General features: G+C 31.9%; 17 protein-coding genes. 8 read left to right on the forward strand and 9 right to left on the reverse strand.

The window, feature by feature from the left end:
• Positions 1 to 10 precede the first annotated feature (10 nt).
• The 4 genes from OA93_RS17390 to OA93_RS17405 all read left to right on the forward strand — a co-directional run bounded on the left by OA93_RS17390 (position 11) and on the right by OA93_RS17405 (position 3,304).
• Entirely contained in the window at positions 11 to 1,006 is a 996-nt protein-coding gene (locus OA93_RS17390; RefSeq protein ID WP_039114843.1) for a galactose oxidase, read from the forward strand.
• Positions 990 to 1,349 carry a DUF4907 domain-containing protein gene (locus OA93_RS17395; protein WP_240474752.1) on the forward strand — a complete coding sequence of 120 codons (360 nt, stop codon included), beginning with the start codon at positions 990 to 992 and terminating at the stop codon, positions 1,347 to 1,349. The genes OA93_RS17390 and OA93_RS17395 overlap by 17 nt, the downstream gene beginning before the upstream one ends.
• Positions 1,350 to 2,459 carry a sensor histidine kinase gene (locus OA93_RS17400; RefSeq protein ID WP_039114845.1) on the forward strand — a complete coding sequence of 370 codons (1,110 nt, stop codon included), beginning with the start codon at positions 1,350 to 1,352 and terminating at the stop codon, positions 2,457 to 2,459.
• Positions 2,460 to 2,590: 131 nt separating this feature from the next.
• Entirely contained in the window at positions 2,591 to 3,304 is a 714-nt protein-coding gene (locus OA93_RS17405; RefSeq protein ID WP_039114847.1) for a LytTR family DNA-binding domain-containing protein, read from the forward strand.
• 6 nt (positions 3,305 to 3,310) lie between these two features.
• Here the strand turns inward: OA93_RS17405 and OA93_RS17410 are convergent, their stop codons facing one another.
• Both OA93_RS17410 and OA93_RS17415 read right to left on the reverse strand, forming a co-directional pair.
• Positions 3,311 to 3,826: a gamma carbonic anhydrase family protein gene (locus OA93_RS17410; RefSeq protein ID WP_039114849.1), complete on the reverse strand. Its 516-nt coding sequence runs from the start codon at positions 3,824 to 3,826 to the stop codon at positions 3,311 to 3,313.
• Between the two features lie 27 nt (positions 3,827 to 3,853).
• The gene (locus tag OA93_RS17415; protein ID WP_039114851.1) at positions 3,854 to 4,843 is read right to left on the reverse strand and encodes a type IX secretion system membrane protein PorP/SprF; all 990 of its coding nucleotides are present in this window, start codon (positions 4,841 to 4,843) and stop codon (positions 3,854 to 3,856) included.
• A gap of 163 nt (positions 4,844 to 5,006) precedes the next feature.
• Between OA93_RS17415 and OA93_RS17420 the strand changes: the two genes are divergently transcribed.
• The 3 genes from OA93_RS17420 (at position 5,007) to OA93_RS17430 (ending at position 7,460) form a co-directional block, all read left to right on the forward strand.
• Positions 5,007 to 5,906, forward strand: a complete 900-nt coding sequence (locus OA93_RS17420) for a NifU family protein (RefSeq protein ID WP_039114853.1) — start codon at positions 5,007 to 5,009, stop codon at positions 5,904 to 5,906.
• 179 nt (positions 5,907 to 6,085) lie between these two features.
• Positions 6,086 to 6,544: a hypothetical protein gene (locus tag OA93_RS17425; RefSeq protein ID WP_039114855.1), complete on the forward strand. Its 459-nt coding sequence runs from the start codon at positions 6,086 to 6,088 to the stop codon at positions 6,542 to 6,544.
• 103 nt (positions 6,545 to 6,647) lie between these two features.
• Entirely contained in the window at positions 6,648 to 7,460 is an 813-nt protein-coding gene (locus OA93_RS17430; protein WP_039114858.1) for a mechanosensitive ion channel domain-containing protein, read from the forward strand.
• A gap of 8 nt (positions 7,461 to 7,468) precedes the next feature.
• Here OA93_RS17430 and tsaB read toward each other — a convergent pair whose 3' ends face one another.
• The 7 genes from tsaB to OA93_RS17465 form a co-directional block, all read right to left on the reverse strand.
• Positions 7,469 to 8,140, reverse strand: coding sequence for a tRNA (adenosine(37)-N6)-threonylcarbamoyltransferase complex dimerization subunit type 1 TsaB (tsaB, locus tag OA93_RS17435; RefSeq protein WP_039114859.1), 672 nt, complete (start codon positions 8,138 to 8,140; stop codon positions 7,469 to 7,471).
• A gap of 70 nt (positions 8,141 to 8,210) precedes the next feature.
• Positions 8,211 to 9,497, reverse strand: a complete 1,287-nt coding sequence (locus OA93_RS17440; RefSeq protein ID WP_039114861.1) for an efflux RND transporter periplasmic adaptor subunit — start codon at positions 9,495 to 9,497, stop codon at positions 8,211 to 8,213.
• A 6-nt stretch (positions 9,498 to 9,503) separates the two neighbouring features.
• Positions 9,504 to 10,940, reverse strand: a complete 1,437-nt coding sequence (locus OA93_RS17445) for a TolC family protein (RefSeq protein ID WP_039114863.1) — start codon at positions 10,938 to 10,940, stop codon at positions 9,504 to 9,506.
• Between the two features lie 84 nt (positions 10,941 to 11,024).
• Positions 11,025 to 12,140 carry an efflux RND transporter periplasmic adaptor subunit gene (locus OA93_RS17450; protein ID WP_039114865.1) on the reverse strand — a complete coding sequence of 372 codons (1,116 nt, stop codon included), beginning with the start codon at positions 12,138 to 12,140 and terminating at the stop codon, positions 11,025 to 11,027.
• A gap of 40 nt (positions 12,141 to 12,180) precedes the next feature.
• Positions 12,181 to 13,452 (reverse strand): ABC transporter permease, encoded by a 1,272-nt coding sequence (locus OA93_RS17455; RefSeq protein WP_039114867.1) that lies wholly within the window; start codon positions 13,450 to 13,452, stop codon positions 12,181 to 12,183.
• 2 nt (positions 13,453 to 13,454) lie between these two features.
• On the reverse strand, positions 13,455 to 14,699 hold the full coding sequence (locus tag OA93_RS17460) for an ABC transporter permease (protein ID WP_039114869.1): 1,245 nt from the start codon (positions 14,697 to 14,699) through the stop codon (positions 13,455 to 13,457).
• Positions 14,692 to 15,393, reverse strand: coding sequence for an ABC transporter ATP-binding protein (locus tag OA93_RS17465; RefSeq protein ID WP_035617842.1), 702 nt, complete (start codon positions 15,391 to 15,393; stop codon positions 14,692 to 14,694). The genes OA93_RS17460 and OA93_RS17465 overlap by 8 nt, the downstream gene beginning before the upstream one ends.
• Before the next feature lie 169 nt (positions 15,394 to 15,562).
• Between OA93_RS17465 and OA93_RS17470 the strand changes: the two genes are divergently transcribed.
• Positions 15,563 to 16,972 carry a DUF4403 family protein gene (locus tag OA93_RS17470; RefSeq protein ID WP_052259507.1) on the forward strand — a complete coding sequence of 470 codons (1,410 nt, stop codon included), beginning with the start codon at positions 15,563 to 15,565 and terminating at the stop codon, positions 16,970 to 16,972.
• Positions 16,973 to 16,974: the final 2 nt, after the last annotated feature.

The raw sequence follows: 16,974 nt of genomic DNA on the forward strand, positions 1-16,974 counted from the left end.
ATAATACATTATGAATAGTTTAAAAAAAGGAATATTATTCGCAACATTTATTACGAGTCTCTCTTTTGTAGGCTGTAGTAATGATAATTCCGATGACGAATTGATGGGAAACTGGATCAAAAAATCTGCTTTTGATGGTCCTGCAAGATCTAGTGCTGCAAGTTTTGTAATTGGAGCATATGCTTATGTAGCAACAGGATATACTGGAGATGAGTATCTAAAGGATCTTTGGGTGTACAATTCTATAGGTGATTATTGGGAGCAAAAAGCACAATTTCCAGGAGTTGCCAGAAGCTCTGCATCTGCTTTTGAGTTAAACGGAAAAGGCTACATTGGTCTTGGTTATGATGGTACCAATAAATTAAAAGACTTTTATGAGTACAACCCTGCAACGAATGTTTGGGAACAAAAAGCAGAATTTGCAGGTACGGCACGTTATTCGGCAGTAGGATTTCAAGTTGGCGGAAAAGCCTATTTCGGCACAGGTTACGATGGTAATTATCTAAAAGATTTTTATCAGTACAATCAAAACTCTAATACCTGGACTCAAGTAAATGGTTTTAGTGGAAACAAAAGAAGAAATGCAACCGTTTTTGTAATTAATAACAAAGCATATTTAGGAACAGGAGTAAATAGCGGTTCGAATCAAAATGATTTTTGGCAGTTTGATCCAAGCACTGATCTTTGGACTAAAAAAAGAAATCTCGACGATAGCGAAGATGACCATGAAACATACTCAATAATGCGCTCAAATTCCTCTAGTTTTACTATGAATGGTTTAGGATATATTGTTTGTGGAGAAGGCTCAAAAACAATCTGGGAATACAACCCAATTACTGATTTATGGCAAGAAAGAACCTCCCTAGAAGGTGCTTCAAGAACTGATGCTGTTGGTTTCGCTATTAATGATAGAGGGTTTGTTTTATTAGGCAGATCTGGTTCGTCTTATTATGATGATGCATGGGAATTTAAACCTCTGGAAGAACAAAATGATGATGACAATTAATATCAAAAATCGATTCTTCTGGGCAAAAATCCAGAAGAATTCTTATTCTTCGGTCTCAAAAATCATTGCAGTAATTACTATTTTATTACTTGTAGCTTGCAATAAAAAAGAGAAATATCATGTAGAATCTATAAAAACCGCTACTGGTTGGGGATACACAATTGCTAATGATGAAAAAATCATAATCAAGCAAACCATAATTCCTGTTATTGATAATAACAAGAGCTTTACTACCGAAAAAGAAGCCTTAAAAACTGGGAATTTGGTAGTAAAAAAGCTTGAAGCTAATTTATCACCAACGGTAACAAAAAAAGATTTAATTTTATTAGATATAACTATCTAAATGAACGTCGAAATAATCAAGAATACTAGTTCTAACAAAATACTATTTCATAGTGTTATATGGACTTTCTTTATCCTAACCTCATTGATTCAATTTTACGAAAGCCCGTTCCAGATAACACCTGATTTTTATGTACAATGGATTACTGGAATTATATTATTTTATCTAAACTATTTCTATTTAGTTCCAGCATTGCTTTTACAAAAAAAGTACTGGCTCTATTCCGTATTTATTATAGCTCTAATAGTCACTTTTATAATCATTCGGGATAGCTATTTCATACCCGATATACAACTAGCCAGGAGAATGCCTCCGATGAAAACAGTTCCTAGTGAAGGACCTCCTGTGCATTTTAAGAATATTAAATTTAGAACTACAATGGTTACTCAGCCCTTGTTTTTTAAAATAGCTCCTTCGTTTTTTTATATTTTAATAGTAACTATAAGCGCCATTATTAAGACATTATCAGAGTTTTATAATAACCAACAAAATAAATTAATAGCCGAGACACATCGTACAACTACTGAGTTGATTTATTTGCGAAAACAGACAAATCCTCATTTTTTGTTCAATTCATTAAATAGTATTTATTCTCTAGCACATAAAAAATCTGATTTAGTTCCAGATGCAATCGTAACATTGTCTGAATTGATGCGCTATATGTTGTATGAGACTGACAATAAAACGGTAGCTCTCGAGAAAGAGATAAACTACATTCAGAATTACATTGAGTTACAAAAATTAAGACTAAACAACATCGAGAACATTACTATTAATGTACATGGTGAACCCAAAAACAAATTTATAGAACCGTTATTGTTAATCTCATTTGTAGAGAATGCTTTTAAATATGGAACAGATTATAAAGGAGCTGCTTTTGTAAAAATTAGAATAGTTATCGGACAAAACAGCTTGGATTTTTGGGTAGAAAACAAAGTAGAAAACTATAAAAAAGACCCTGAAAATTCTGGAATTGGATTAACTAATATTCAGAGTCGCCTGAACCTTCTTTATCCAGATGCACACGAACTTAAAATAACCGAAACAAAGAAGTTTTATAACGTACATCTCAACTTAAAACTAGACGAAATACAAACTGCTATCACTTAAGATTAAGTTAATAATGGTCTAGATAGCAATAAACTATAACAGGAAATTAACTATTGAAAATCTAATTTTAACTTGTCTTTAGAGGTCAAGTTATATTTTCGCATCATAAATTTATCTAAAAAAGACGACAAATGAAATGTGTAATTATAGATGATGAACCTCTGGCAGTCGAGTTACTTAAGGATTTTGTGAGTAAAGTCGATTCTTTAGAGTTAGTAAGTACTTTCAATAACGCAATTGATGCTATTTCTATTATAAATCAAACGAGTATTGATCTAATTTTTCTGGATATTGAAATGCCTCATTTTTCAGGAATAGATTTTTTAAATGCTATCGAAAAGAAACCTTTAGTCATTTTCACAACAGCTTATTCTGATTATGCTGTTGAAGGATTTAATCTTGGTGCTGTAGATTATTTAGTAAAACCAATTCCGTTTCATCGTTTTTTAAAATCGGTTGTAAGAGCACAACAATTATTTAATCCGTTGCATATTCCTGCAAGTGTAAATCCTATTTCGGCTCCCGAAATTAACCATGATTTCATGTTTGTAAGAGCCGAATATGAGAATGTAAAACTAAACTTTTCGGATATTTTATTTATCGAAGGATTAAAAGATTATGTAAAAATTTATACCACAGACAATAAGTACACCTTAACATTAATAAGCCTTATAAAGCTTGAAAATTTACTTTCGAATAAAGGTTTTTCCAGAATTCACCGATCGTACATTATTAATATCAAACACGTAAAATCAATTCAAAAAAACAAAGCTTTGATTGGAGATAAAAGAATTCCTATCAGCGAAAGCTATAAAAATGCTTTCTTCGAAAAAATAAATTTGTAACTACCTCTACTCTTCTTTAAACCAGCTGGAATACATTACGTAATTATTAGAGATACGTTCTATTTCGCCAGCAAAATCAGATTGGTCTATATCTTTTACTTTCTTTGCAGGAACTCCAGCATAAATACTACCAGAGGTTACAACTGTATTTTGTGTTACTACAGCGCCAGCAGCTACAATAGCATTGCTCTCTACAACGCAATTATCCATTACGATTGCTCCCATTCCTATTAATACATTATCATGTATCGTACAACCATGTACAATTGCATTATGCCCTATTGAAACATTATTTCCTATAATCGTTGGATGCTTTTGATACGTACAATGAATAACAGCACCATCCTGAATATTTACTTTATTCCCGATTTTAATAAAATTTACATCTCCTCTAATCACAGCATTAAACCAAACGCTGCATGAATCTCCAAAAGAAACATCTCCTACAATCGTTGCATTTTCGGCTACATAACAATCCTCTGGAATATTAGGTGTTTTTCCGTTTACAGATTTTATCAACATGAAATTTATTTTTAAAATGAATTATAATTAGTTTATTGCAGGACAATCGCAATCATATCTTTCACGCTTACAGAATAAGTTAAGTCCCAAAGTAATTTGATGGTATGCTCCGTTATCAAACTTTACATTACCCGTAACTTGCGAATATGTGTAAGCAAACATGAAGTTTTTATAATTAACCCCTAAAATAGGAGTTATGTATTGTAATTTTTGAGTAGATATTCCGGAACCATTATAATATTGAGCTCCATCAAAACTTCTTCTATATGATAACCCAGCCCAAAGACTACCAAAATCCATATTCTTATATGCTTTCAGATTAATATCGACTAACTTCTCTTTGGTTTTATCAAATAATTGAAAAAGAACTGAAGGTTCCCACAATAATTTCTTTTTATTTCCAAAGACATATCCTGCACTCAAAAGATATTTTCTCAGATTATCACTTTCAAATTCTGTATATATTTCTCGTCTTGATTCAACAGCTCCTTGAACTGTGGCATGGGCATAAAAGTTAAGATAGTTATATGATGCTCCAAAATCTACATTAAAATAAGTATCCTTTTGAATATCTCCAACAACAATTGGATCAAATGCTTCAAAAGCTGTTTCGTCTAACTGATTCTGAATTACACCTACATTCATACCAAATGAAAGCTGATTTAAATCAATCTCATCTCTAGAAAAAAGAATATGATACGCATAAGTGAGTTTAACTCCTTTTTGAGAATGGTAACCATTTTTATCATTAAAAACTATAATTCCAGCTCCTGACCTACTATCTCCAATTCGACCATTAAAACTTAAAGTTTGCAATGTTGGCGCATCATCTTGACCGAACCATTGCTTACGCGCTGTTAATCTAAGTTTTGCACAATTTGCCGCACCAGCCATCGAAGGATGTATCAAATAATAATTATCCGATAAATAATCTGAATAAACAGGAATCCCTTCTTGAGAGTATGAATAAGAAAATATAAATAATAGAAAAACTGAATATTTAATTTTACTATACATTGGGGGCAGGTTTATTAAAGTAGGTGTTAAAATTTTATTTTAGTATTAAAATATGGTAAAAATTCCTAAGATTGAGGAAATAATACGCTATTTTCATATTAAATATCAAATATAACTATTAGTAGAAAATAACTTTAGTAAATTTGTAAAAAATTACTAGATCATGACAAAACTCACTATAAAAGAAACACAAAATTCTACTATACTAAAATTCGAATTTCCTGACTTTATAACTAAGAATGAGAGCTTTGAATTTAAAAATATTGATGAAGCCAAAAACTCTCCATTAGCTCAAAAACTTTTTCATTTACCATTTGTAAAAACTGTATATATCTCAGGTAATTTTATTGCTATCGAAAGATATAGCATTGTTGAATGGGATGATGTAAAAGATGCTGTAGCGGAACAAATCGAAGCTTTTGTAAACGATGGTGGAGTAATAATAAGTATTGACGAAAATAAACCTAAAAAGCAGCCAATAACTGTTTATGGTGAATCGACTCCTAATCCTGCAGCCCTAAAATTTGTAGTAAGCAGAATGTTGACTAAAAATGCAATAGAATACAAAAATATTGACCAAACTGCATCTTCTCCATTAGCACAAGAATTATTTAAATTTCCTTATGTAAAAGAGATTTTTATAGATGAAAATTATATTTCGGTAACTAAATATGAGATTAATGATTGGCAAGAAATTACTCTTGAGCTAAGAACTTTCATTAAACAATATATTGAAAACGGAGGAACAGTTTTAGACGAAAGTCTAATAGAAGTAGCAACTAAAAATGATGTTACTAAAGATGAAGCTTTTGATAAACTGGATACAACATCACAACAAATTATCAATATATTAGAAGAGTATGTAAAACCTGCGGTAGCTGCCGATGGTGGAAATATTGCTTTTGATTCTTATAATGAAACGGATAAAACTGTAAAAGTGATTTTACAAGGGGCTTGTAGCGGTTGTCCGTCATCAACGTTTACACTTAAAAGTGGTATCGAAAATATGCTAAAAAGTATGCTAAATGATGATAACATAAAAGTAGAAGCTGTAAATGCATAACCCTTCATTTCTATAAAAAATTTAAAAAAGCGCTTCAATCGGAGCGCTTTTTTATTGTCGCAAAAAAACAAAACCAAAAACACAAACTACTTATTATCAATAAATTATTACTCCTCAAATAATATATTTCTTAAAAAAAAGATTAATATTGTAATCTAAATTAATCAACAAGAACTATTATGGGATTATCAACATTTTTTAAGAATTTGTTCGGCACTGCCAAGGAGTCTGCTACAGAATTAGCAGACCAAGCCGAAAGTACATTTGAACAAGCAAAAGAAGCTGCTGCTCCTTATCTTGAAAAAGCCGAAACATTTGCCGAAGAAACCATAGGCAAGGTTAAAGAAGCATCGGCTCCATATCTTGAAAAAGCGGAAACATTTGCTGGAGAAACTTTCGAAAAGGTTAAAGAAGTTTCTGCCCCAATACTAGACAGCGCTGAAGATTATGTAAATCAAGCAAAAGATACCGTGAGCGAATATGCTGGAAAAGCTTCGGATGCTATCGAAAAAGCAGTTGATTCGGTTAAAGAAACTGCTTCAACAACAGCAGAAACTGTTACTGAAGAAACAAAATCACTTGCTGCCGATGCAACTGACGCTGTCGATGAAGCTTCGGATAAAGCATTAAATAAATAGTTAAAGATGATCTCGATTTTTAATTAATAAAATAATTAATTTTTATCTTTGTCAAACTAATTCAAACCTTCTCTATGAGAAGGTTTTTTTATATTAAAAAAAAATGAATCTAAATCCAGAACAAATTAGTGAGTACGTTAATCAATTTATAAAAATATTAGTTGATTATTCTCCAAAACTAATTTCAGCTTTTCTTATTTTATTTGTAGGACTCTACATTATTCGTGTTGTAAATAGAGTAATGCGTCGAATAATGGTAAAACGTAACCTCGACCCTACCTTATCTAAATTCCTTGCAGATATTTTATTGTGGGCATTACGAATATTACTATTTGTATCATTTATCTCTAAACTAGGAATTGAAACATCTTCATTTGTAGCTATTCTTGGTGCCATGGGTCTTGCAGTAGGTTTGTCACTACAAGGTTCCCTTTCTAATTTTGCAGGAGGTATGCTTATAATTGTATTTAAACCTTTTAAAGTTGGTGACACAATTGAAGCACAAGGTATTATTGCAACCGTTTCTGAAATACAAATATTTGTAACTAAGTTGCTTACCGCAAACAATCAAACTGTATTTGTACCAAATGGAGCTTTATCTAATGGCACAATTATTAATTATTCTATGCAAGGTCAACGTAGAGCTGACTTAACATTTGCAATTGCTTATGATGCTGATATTAAAAAGGCAAAAGATATTCTTGAAAAAATATTAGTAGACAATCCTAATGTGCTTAAGAATCCTGCGCCAGAAGTTTTTGTAAAAAACCTAACAACTAGTTCTGTAGAATTTGCAGTGCGTCCTTGGGCAAAAAATGAAAATTTCGGAACTGTTATTTCTCAGACTTTAGAAAATTGCAAAATTGCTTTAGACGAAGCAGGAATTTCTGTTCAGCCTTATACTCTTCAAAAATAAAATAGTTTTTATTGCTTTTTGGGAGTTGTAACCATAAAATCTTTCAAATAGTAAGGTTCAAAATAAGCGATATCTACAATGTCGTTTATTTTGAATTTATCAAAACTTATAGTACTCATTTCTTTCGCAGATGGGTATTTAACTTCTTCTAGAAAAATAAAATTTTCTTTTGTTAAAACTGGTTTGCATTTTTCTGCACAATCTCCAACAAAATAAATTGTTTCGGCATATTCTTCAAAAGAGTTTTCGGTAATAATTTCAGCCAAAATTTCTCTTTGCTTTTCTAACTTTGAGTTAAACACAGCACTATACACTTCCATTCGTCTAGCATCCAGCATCGGAACAATTAAGCCATTTGTAACATTTGCCTGAGAAGCTAATGTTTGTAATGTATCTACAGCTATTAATGGGATATTCAGGGCAAAACACAACCCTTTTGCAGCCGAAACACCTATACGCAATCCTGTGTAAGATCCAGGTCCCTGACTAACTGCAATTGCAGATAAATCCTTATAAGTAATTCCAGCTTCCAGAATACATTCTTCGATAAAAACATGTAATCTTTCGGCGTGAGAATAGCCTTCTTCAGAGATTTCTTTGTGCAGAATAATTTTTCCTTCTTTTGCTAAAGCAACAGAACAGTTCTTTGTAGCGGTTTCAATATTAAGAATGTAAGCCAAACTAATTTTATATTTTATGGAAACAAAAAACAATCTAATTCTACTATAGAACTAGATTGTCTTGTCATTATTATTTTTTTTCTTTATCGGATTTAAGGCTAACCTTATCTCCTGAATTCAAATCTTTCGAAACTGTTGTGTATGGCCCTGTAATTACCACATCTCCGGCTTTCAGTCCAGACATTACTTCGATGTTTGTATCGTCTTGAATTCCTGTCTTGATAATTCTAATTTTAGCTTTATCTCCTACTTTTACAAAAACACATTCGAATTTTTTGTCGTTTTTAGGAGCTACTTTTTTATCATTTGGATCTTCAATTTTAATTTCTTTTACAGCTGTAGTATCAGATTTTACAACTACAGCACTTATTGGCACCGCCAACACATTCTTTTTTGTGTTTGTTATAATATCAACTGTTGCTGTCATTCCTGGTCTAAAAGGCGAATATGCTTCTGGCTTCCCTTCCAATAAATCCTGATAAGATTCTTTTAAAATTCTTACTTTAACTTTAAAGTTTGTTACCTGATCAGATGTTAATGTACTGCTCGCTGAATTAGAGATACTTGTTACAACACCTTTAAACTGTTTTTTTAAGTAAGCATCAACTTCAACATTTGCTTCGTCTCCAACTTTTATTTTTACAATATCATTCTCGTTTACATCAACTTCAACTTCCATATTGTTCAGGTTGGCAACTCTTAAAATTTCAGTTCCAGCCATTTGTTGGGTTCCTAAAACACGCTCTCCAAGCTCTACATTAAGCACAGAAATTGTTCCATCTGCAGGAGCATAGATAGTAGTACGTCTTAAATTATCTTTAGCTTCATTTACAGATGCTGAAGCACTTTGTACAGCAAAATAAGAATTTTGCTTGGTTGCTTTGGCAACTTCAAAAGAAGCTATTGCTTTATCCCAATCTGACTTGGAAATAATTCCTTTTTCAAATAACTTTTTATTTCTTTCATAACTAGCCTTTGCCTCTTTAAAAGAAGCATCTGATTGACTTAAACCAGCTTTGGCTCCAGATAAATTAGAAACGGTACGATCATAACTGGATGTATATAAATCTGGATTTATTTTTACCAATAAATCTCCTTTTTTAACAACTTGCCCTTCTTTTACATTTAGTGCAATAATTTCTCCTGAAACCTCTGATGAAATTTTTACTTCAATTTCTGGCTGAATTTTTCCTGTTGCCGAAACAGTTTCTACAATAGTCGATGCCATTACTTTTGCAACTTCTATTTCTGTACCAGCATCTTTATTTCCTATTACACCTTCTTTCTTAAACCAAACTAATGCTGCAATGACAACTATTACGCCGCCTAATAAGAAATAAATTGTTTTTTTTGACATAATGAACTAGTTTTTAACAATTGGAATTCCAAAATAGAATTCTAATATTTTAATTTTAAATATATAGTCGTACTTCGTTCTAATAACTTCCGACTGTGCATTAGTAAGTAATGTTTGTGATTGATTAAAATCAAATGCATTCATTAATCCTACTGCAAATTTTTCTTTAGCATAATCATAGGCTCCTTGTCTTGATTCTAATGCCACAACCGATGCTTCATGTGCATTTAACGCTCCTTTTGCATCTGTAAAAGCAGTATAAACATTACGCTGTAAATCTAAGTTTTTTTGTTCTAATTCGATCTTAGATTTCTCTAAACTTACTTTTGAACGTTCTACGTTATTTCTTGCAGAGAAACCATTAAAAACTGGCACTGATAACTGGAAACCAAACGACTGTCCTTTATTATCTTTAAACTGATCCAAAATTGGCGCTGCATTTCCTAAAACTGGCGAAAAATTATTTTGCAATACACTTTGATTTGTCCCTTGTACAAAACCAATTTGCTTGGTAGGATTATTTGCATCCGGAACTGCCCCTGTAACAATATCTGAGTAACTTGCTCTGGTATTAAAATTATAAAATGCACTTAAAGTAGGCTGATAAGCACCTCTGGCAATAGAGACATTTTTCTCTGCAATTTCCAGATTCGTTTTAGCAATTTTTAAATCTGTTCTTTCTTCTTTTGCTTTTTCATAAATTGTACTTGCCGACTGTGACAAAATAGAATTTCCATCATTTATATTGGTATCGTCAACAACATCAAAATCTTCAAATTGTTTTAGTTGTAACAACTGTGCCAAACTTAATTTAGAAATTAGCAACGTATTCTCTGCAATGATAACATTTTGTTTACCAGTTGCAACAGTAGCTTTAATATCTAATAAATCTCCTCTTGGGATTGTTCCTGCTTTTACCAATTCGTCTGAACGTGTATATTGTTTTTCACTAATTGCAAGTTGCTCTTGTTGTACTTTTAAATTTTCTTTATTAAAAAGTACTTGCAAAAATGCATTTGCTACATTAAGAGAAATATCTTCTTGCATTTTTTGCAATTGATATTTTGATGCAACAATAGATAAATTAGCTTTACGTAATGTATTCTGATTTTGTAATCCTTTATAGATATCAACACCTACACTTGCTCCAACAGAAGAGTATTGTGTGGTTTGATTTTCAAGTAATCCCGTTGTAATATTCTGATTTAAACCGACGTTCCAGGAGTGTGAAGCATTGGCATTTACTGTAGGCAAATAATTTCCTATAGCAGATTTTTTATCAATAGTAGCACTTCTGGTATCTAATTCCGATTGTTTAATCGAAATATTGTTATCCAATGCATACTTTACGCATTCTTCTAACGTCCATTTTTTAGATTGCGCCTGAATTGACGCTCCAAATAGCAAGACAAAAACAAAATAAATATATTTATTATTTTTCATAAACTTTGAATCAAAGCATAGCAAAGATACTATACAAATTTAACATTCTTTAAAAACCAAAAATTCTTTTTTTCTAACTGCTACTTATTTTTTCTCTTCTTCTTTTATCAAGCCTTGATTCCAAATTTTTATTTTATCTGTAGCTGTAATACCACTTTTCACCTGAACATAAATTCCATCACTAACGCCTAAAACAAGGTCTTTTCTCTGAAATTTTTGTGGCGCAGTTTCTACTTCAACATATGGCTTTTGAGTTTTTTTATCAAATTGTACCAATGATTCTTTTATAGCCAAAACTTTTTCTGCTTTATCTAATATAATCGATGCATTTGCACTTAAACCTGCTCTAATAAATGTATCATCTCTATTTTCAAGCGACCCTTTTATTTGAAACTGAATTGCTCCATTTTCTACCACTCCTTTTGGTGCAATATAACGTAAAATTGCATCAAATTTTTTGTTTTCTATGGCTCCAACGGTAATTTCAATTGGCATTTTTTCTTTGATTTTTCCAACTTCAGATTCATCAATTTTTCCAACAAAAATCATTCTTCCCACATCTGCCACACTTGCAATTGTAGTTCCTTCGTTAAAGTTATTACTTTCGATAACCTGATTACCTACTTTTACAGGCACATCTAGTACCATTCCCGTTACTGTTGAACGAATTAAAGTATTAGCATAATTTCCTAATCCAGATGTAGTTCCTGTTTTTACAATATCAAAACTTTGTTTAGAAGATAAATAAGTTTGTTTTGCTTGTTTGTAAGCCACTTGTGCAGCATCAAAATCATTTGCAGAAATTACCCCTTTATCAAACAATGTTTTTTGTCTTTGATATAATTTTTCTTGATTATCCAATGCAATCTTAGCTGTCTGAACTTGATTTTGAGTGTTACTTACATTCGAAACATTTGCAACAACTTTAATCTTAGCAATCATGTCTCCTGCTTTTATAGTCTCTCCTGCTTTTATATAAACAGCTTCAATAATTCCCGAAATATTAGGTTTGATAAGTACCTCTTCATCAGGCTGAATATTCCCTGTCGCAATTGTATTTTTAACTATCGTTTTTATCTCAGCTTTTTCTGTTTGATAAACAATTGGCGACTCTTGATTTTTTGCATACAAGTAATACAAAGCCCCGAAGAAAACTACTGCGATAAAAATTAAAACGGTTATGGTTACTCCTTTTTTCATTTTGTTTTTTGTTTAATCGATTATTTTATTGATTGATAATTTATTCTGCTCGCAAAGCATCTACTGGCTTTACATTTATTGCAGTTTGTGCCGGAATAAATCCTGCCAGCAAACCTGACCCTACTAATATTAATAATGCCACAAAAACAACTCTTAAATCTACCGTTGGATTCGCAAACATCGTTTCTCCTTCTTGAGGCATCGAAGCCAATACCATATTAAGAATTGCAATAACTCCAGTTGCAACAGCAATACCTAACATTCCAGATATAATAGTTAAGAATATAGATTCCGAAAGTATTTGTCTGCGAATAGCTCCAGGTGTTGCCCCCAATGCTCTACGTATTCCTATTTCTTTGGTTCTCTCTTTTACCACGATAAGCATAATATTAGAAATTCCGATAACTCCAGAAATTAAAACTAAGGTACCTACAAAATAAGCAATGAATGTTAAGATTGTAAACAATCCTTGCACTTGATTAAATCGTTCAAACAAATCGAAATTCCCAACTGCTCTATCATCAATAGGATTAATAGAATGCCTTTCTTTTATTATTTCTATAATCTTTGGTTTTAAATCAGTTATAGAGGCTTTATCATTTGCGGTAAGCGCCATCCATCCTACTTTATCTCCGTAATTAAAGGCTTGCTGAAAGGTAGTAAATGGCACAAATATATTTTTTTGTTCCGCTTCAGCGTTTCCATTATTTTGATTTTTAGAATAATAAACCCCTACTACCATAAAATTTACACCATTCACTTTAATGTATGTTCCTATAACTTCTTCGGCTTTTCCATAAAGTCCACTTATAACTCCTTTCCCGATAACGGCAACTTTTCTATTTTCTTTAATATCTTGTTGGTTTATAAAACGCCCTTTTATAATATCCATAGGCTGTTGTTTAATAAGCTCAGGATAATCACCAAAAATAGTAAAAGCAGAAGTTTTTGTACCTCGAACAACATTATTAACACCATCATTAGAATCTCCTAATTGGTTACGAGGAGACACATATAATAAGTCTGGCAAAGCTTCTTTTAAAGCTGCGACATCACTATTTTTAAAATCATAACGTCGTGTTTTAGGCAATCCTTTGTAGGGTTTTGATGTAGTTTGACTCCACATAAACATGGTATTTGTTGCAATACCATCAAATCCTTTTTTAACACCATTCTCTAAACCATTTCCTGCTGCGAGTAAGATTACTAAAATAAATATTCCCCAAAACACACCAAAAGCGGTAAGCACTGTTCTAAACACATTAGCCGTTAAAGCTTCTAAAATCTCTTCCCAATTATCTCTATCAAACATAATTATTCGTCTCTAAGTGCTACAATAGGTCTTATTTTTGCTGCTCTGTATGCTGGAAAAAAACCAGCCATTGCTCCCGCAAATACGAGCAAAACTAAAGTGGTCAACGCCACATTAAAATCAACTTCTGGATTTAAAAAGAATTCACTTTTTATCATTGGCCCTACTACTTCTAGCAATAATAAACTTGCCAATAAACCAATAAAACCTGCAATTGTAGTGATAAAAATAGACTCATGTAATATCATTCCAACTATCGATATTGGCGAAGCTCCAAGTGCTTTTCTTATCCCAATTTCTTTCGTTCTTTCTTTTACTATAATTAGCATAATATTACTAACTCCCACAACACCTGCTATTATAGTACAAATCCCTACCCACCAAAAAAACAGTCTGATATAAAGATTCAAGTCATAAACTTGTTTTGCATCTTTAACTGAGTTGTAAACCCCAATACCATTATCATCATCTGGAGCTACAACATTTTTAGTCTTTAAAAGTTGCTTTAAATCCGCAGTAAATTTTTCAGATTCTGCCAATGCTTCTTCATATGAAGCTTTTTTGTTTAATGTAAAAAACAAATTACTTACTTTGTCACCAATTCCATAAGCTCTTTGAGTTGTAGTCATTGGCAAATAAACTCTGGTTTCCTCTCTTTCTCCAGCCGGATCAGTAAAAACTCCAACAACTTTAAAATTGATATTGTTTATAGAAATTTGTTCTCCAAGCGGGTTTTTATCCTTAAATAAGTCTGTTTTTATTTTCATCCCAATTACTGCGACTTTTTCATAATTAGCCAAATCTTTGCTATTTATGAATCTTCCCATTACAATGGTAGCATTTTCGATTCCTAAATAATCCGGATCTACACCTCTAAACTGATAACTTGAAGATTCTTTACCATAAGTTACAGATGCACCCCAAAAATTATAAGTTGAAGCTCGTTTATCTAACTGATTTTCAAATTTTTGAACTGATTGTGAATAATCGCTATTTCTAAACTGAATTTGTCTTCCTGGGTTTAGTCCTTTATATTGTTTTGTAGTAACACCTGTCCAAACCTCAATAATACCTGCAGCATCACGTTCGAATTGTTTTTCGATTCCGTTCTGAAGTCCTTTACCCGCACCTAGAAGAATAACCAATATAAAAATTCCTGAAGCTACAGAAATCCCTGTAAGAAAGGTTCTTAATTTGTTTTTGGAAATTGCTTCAAATATTTCCTGCCAACGCTCAATATTAAACATAAGCTGATGCTCTTACTTGTTCTACGTATTTATCATCGATAATTAGTCCATCTTTCAAGACTACATTCCTTTTACACATTGCTGCAATATCTGGCTCGTGTGTTACAATCAAAATTGTTTTTCCTTCGTCATTGATTCCCTGAATCAGTTCCATTACTTCATATGATGTTTTTGTATCCAAAGCTCCGGTTGGTTCATCTGCCAATAATACTTTAGGGTTTGAAGCCAATGCTCTGGCTATTGCCACACGCTGTTTTTGCCCTCCTGAAAGTTCGCTTGGTAAATGGTGTGAATGCGAATCCAAACCAACTTTTTTTAAATAAGCCAAGGCAATTTCATAACGTTCTTTTCTTTTTATACCCTGATAATATAATGGCATAGCAACATTATCTAATGCCGTTTTATAATTAATTAAATTAAAGGATTGAAAAACAAAACCTAAAAATTTATTTCTGTATCTAGATGCAATTGTTTCATTAAGATTTTTAATTGGCACATTATCCAGAATATATTCTCCTGAATCGGCTTCATCTAATATTCCTAAAATATTTAGCAATGTTGATTTTCCCGAACCAGATGACCCCATTATAGCAACCAACTCTCCTTCTTTAATATTGAAATTAATTCCTTTCAACACATGTAATTCAGATTTTCCCATTTTATAGGATTTATGTAAGTCTTTAATTTCAATCATGGTTTGTTAATTTTAAAACAATAATACTTATTTTGCCAAGTAATTCAATATAACGAAATGTTAATAGTTTTAACCTATTACACTAATAAGACTAAATCTCTATCAAAATGTTACACTTTAATCTTAAAATATATTTGTTTTCTTAATTTTGCATCTTAAAAAAAATACAATGAAGAAATTAATATCGTTTCTAGCCCTCTCAATAGTTATCACTTTTATAACTAGCTGTTCTTCTTCTCAAAAATTAGCAACATTAAAGCCTGAGCCCGATGATGCTAGCCCATTAATATACGATAACACTCCTTCATTCATAAACTTGCCTATTACCGTAAAGCTAAAAGACATTGAAAACCAAACTAATACTTTACTTACTGGTTTAATTTACGAAGACAACAATATTGAAGATGACGATATCGAAATCAAAATATGGAAATTGGCTCCTATAAGAATTGAGAATGATCCTGCAAATCCTGACAAGAAAATCAAGACTATTTTACCTCTAAAAGCACTTGTAAAATATCGAATCGGAACCAAACAATTAGGCGTAGAACTATATGATACTCGAGAATTTAATTTAAATGGGGTAATTACATTAGTTAGCTCAGTGGGGCTGACCAATTGGAAATTGAACACTAAAACCGAATTAAAATCATTAGATTGGAATGAGAGCCCAACTATGAGTGTTTTTGGAAAGAATATGCCTGTAACTTATCTTATAAATCCAGCCATTTCTATTTTCAAATCAAAATTAGAAAAAAGTATCGATGCTGCAATAGAAAAGTCTATGGACTTTAAACCAAATGTTTTGGCTGCCTTAGAAAAAATATGTACTCCATTCCAGATGAATCAAGAATATGACAGCTGGCTAAGAATTGTACCTGTCGAAATATATTCTTCTGACGCTAAGCTAAAAAATGATTCTTTTTTACTAGAAATGGGAATGAAATGTAATATGGAGACTATAATTGGTAAACAACCTGAAACCAAATTTAGTGCTTCTAAAATAGTTTTAAAACCAGTATCTAAAATCCCCAAGCAAATTACAGCTAATATTGCTGCTGTGTCTAGTTACAAAGACGCATCTAAAATTATGACTAAAAATTTTGCAGGGCAAGAGTTTGGTACTGGAAGCAAAAAAATAACTGTTAAGAATGTTGAAATCTGGCACAAAGATGGTAAAATGATTATTGCCTTAGATGTCCTAGGTGCTGTAAATGGAACTTTATATCTAAATGGTTTCCCTAAATACAACCCGCAAACTAAGGAACTTTATTTTGACCAACTAGACTATGTTCTTGATACAAAAAGCAGACTAACTCGTACTGCCAACTGGCTATTACAAGGATTTATTTTAAACAAAATGAAAGAAAGCTGCCGTTATTCTATTCAACCTAATTTAGAAGAAGGAAAACAAAGTATGCTTAATTATCTTAAGAACTATTCGCCTATGCCTGGTGTTTATGTAAATGGGAAAATGGAAGACATAGAATTCCAAAAAGTAGAACTGACAAATCAAGCCATTATTGCTTTTATAAAAGTTAACGGAACTGTGAATGTTTCAGTAAATGGATTGAAATAAAT

The organism is Flavobacterium sp. KMS (genome assembly GCF_000813005.1).
Taxonomy (GTDB): Bacteria; Bacteroidota; Bacteroidia; order Flavobacteriales; family Flavobacteriaceae; genus Flavobacterium.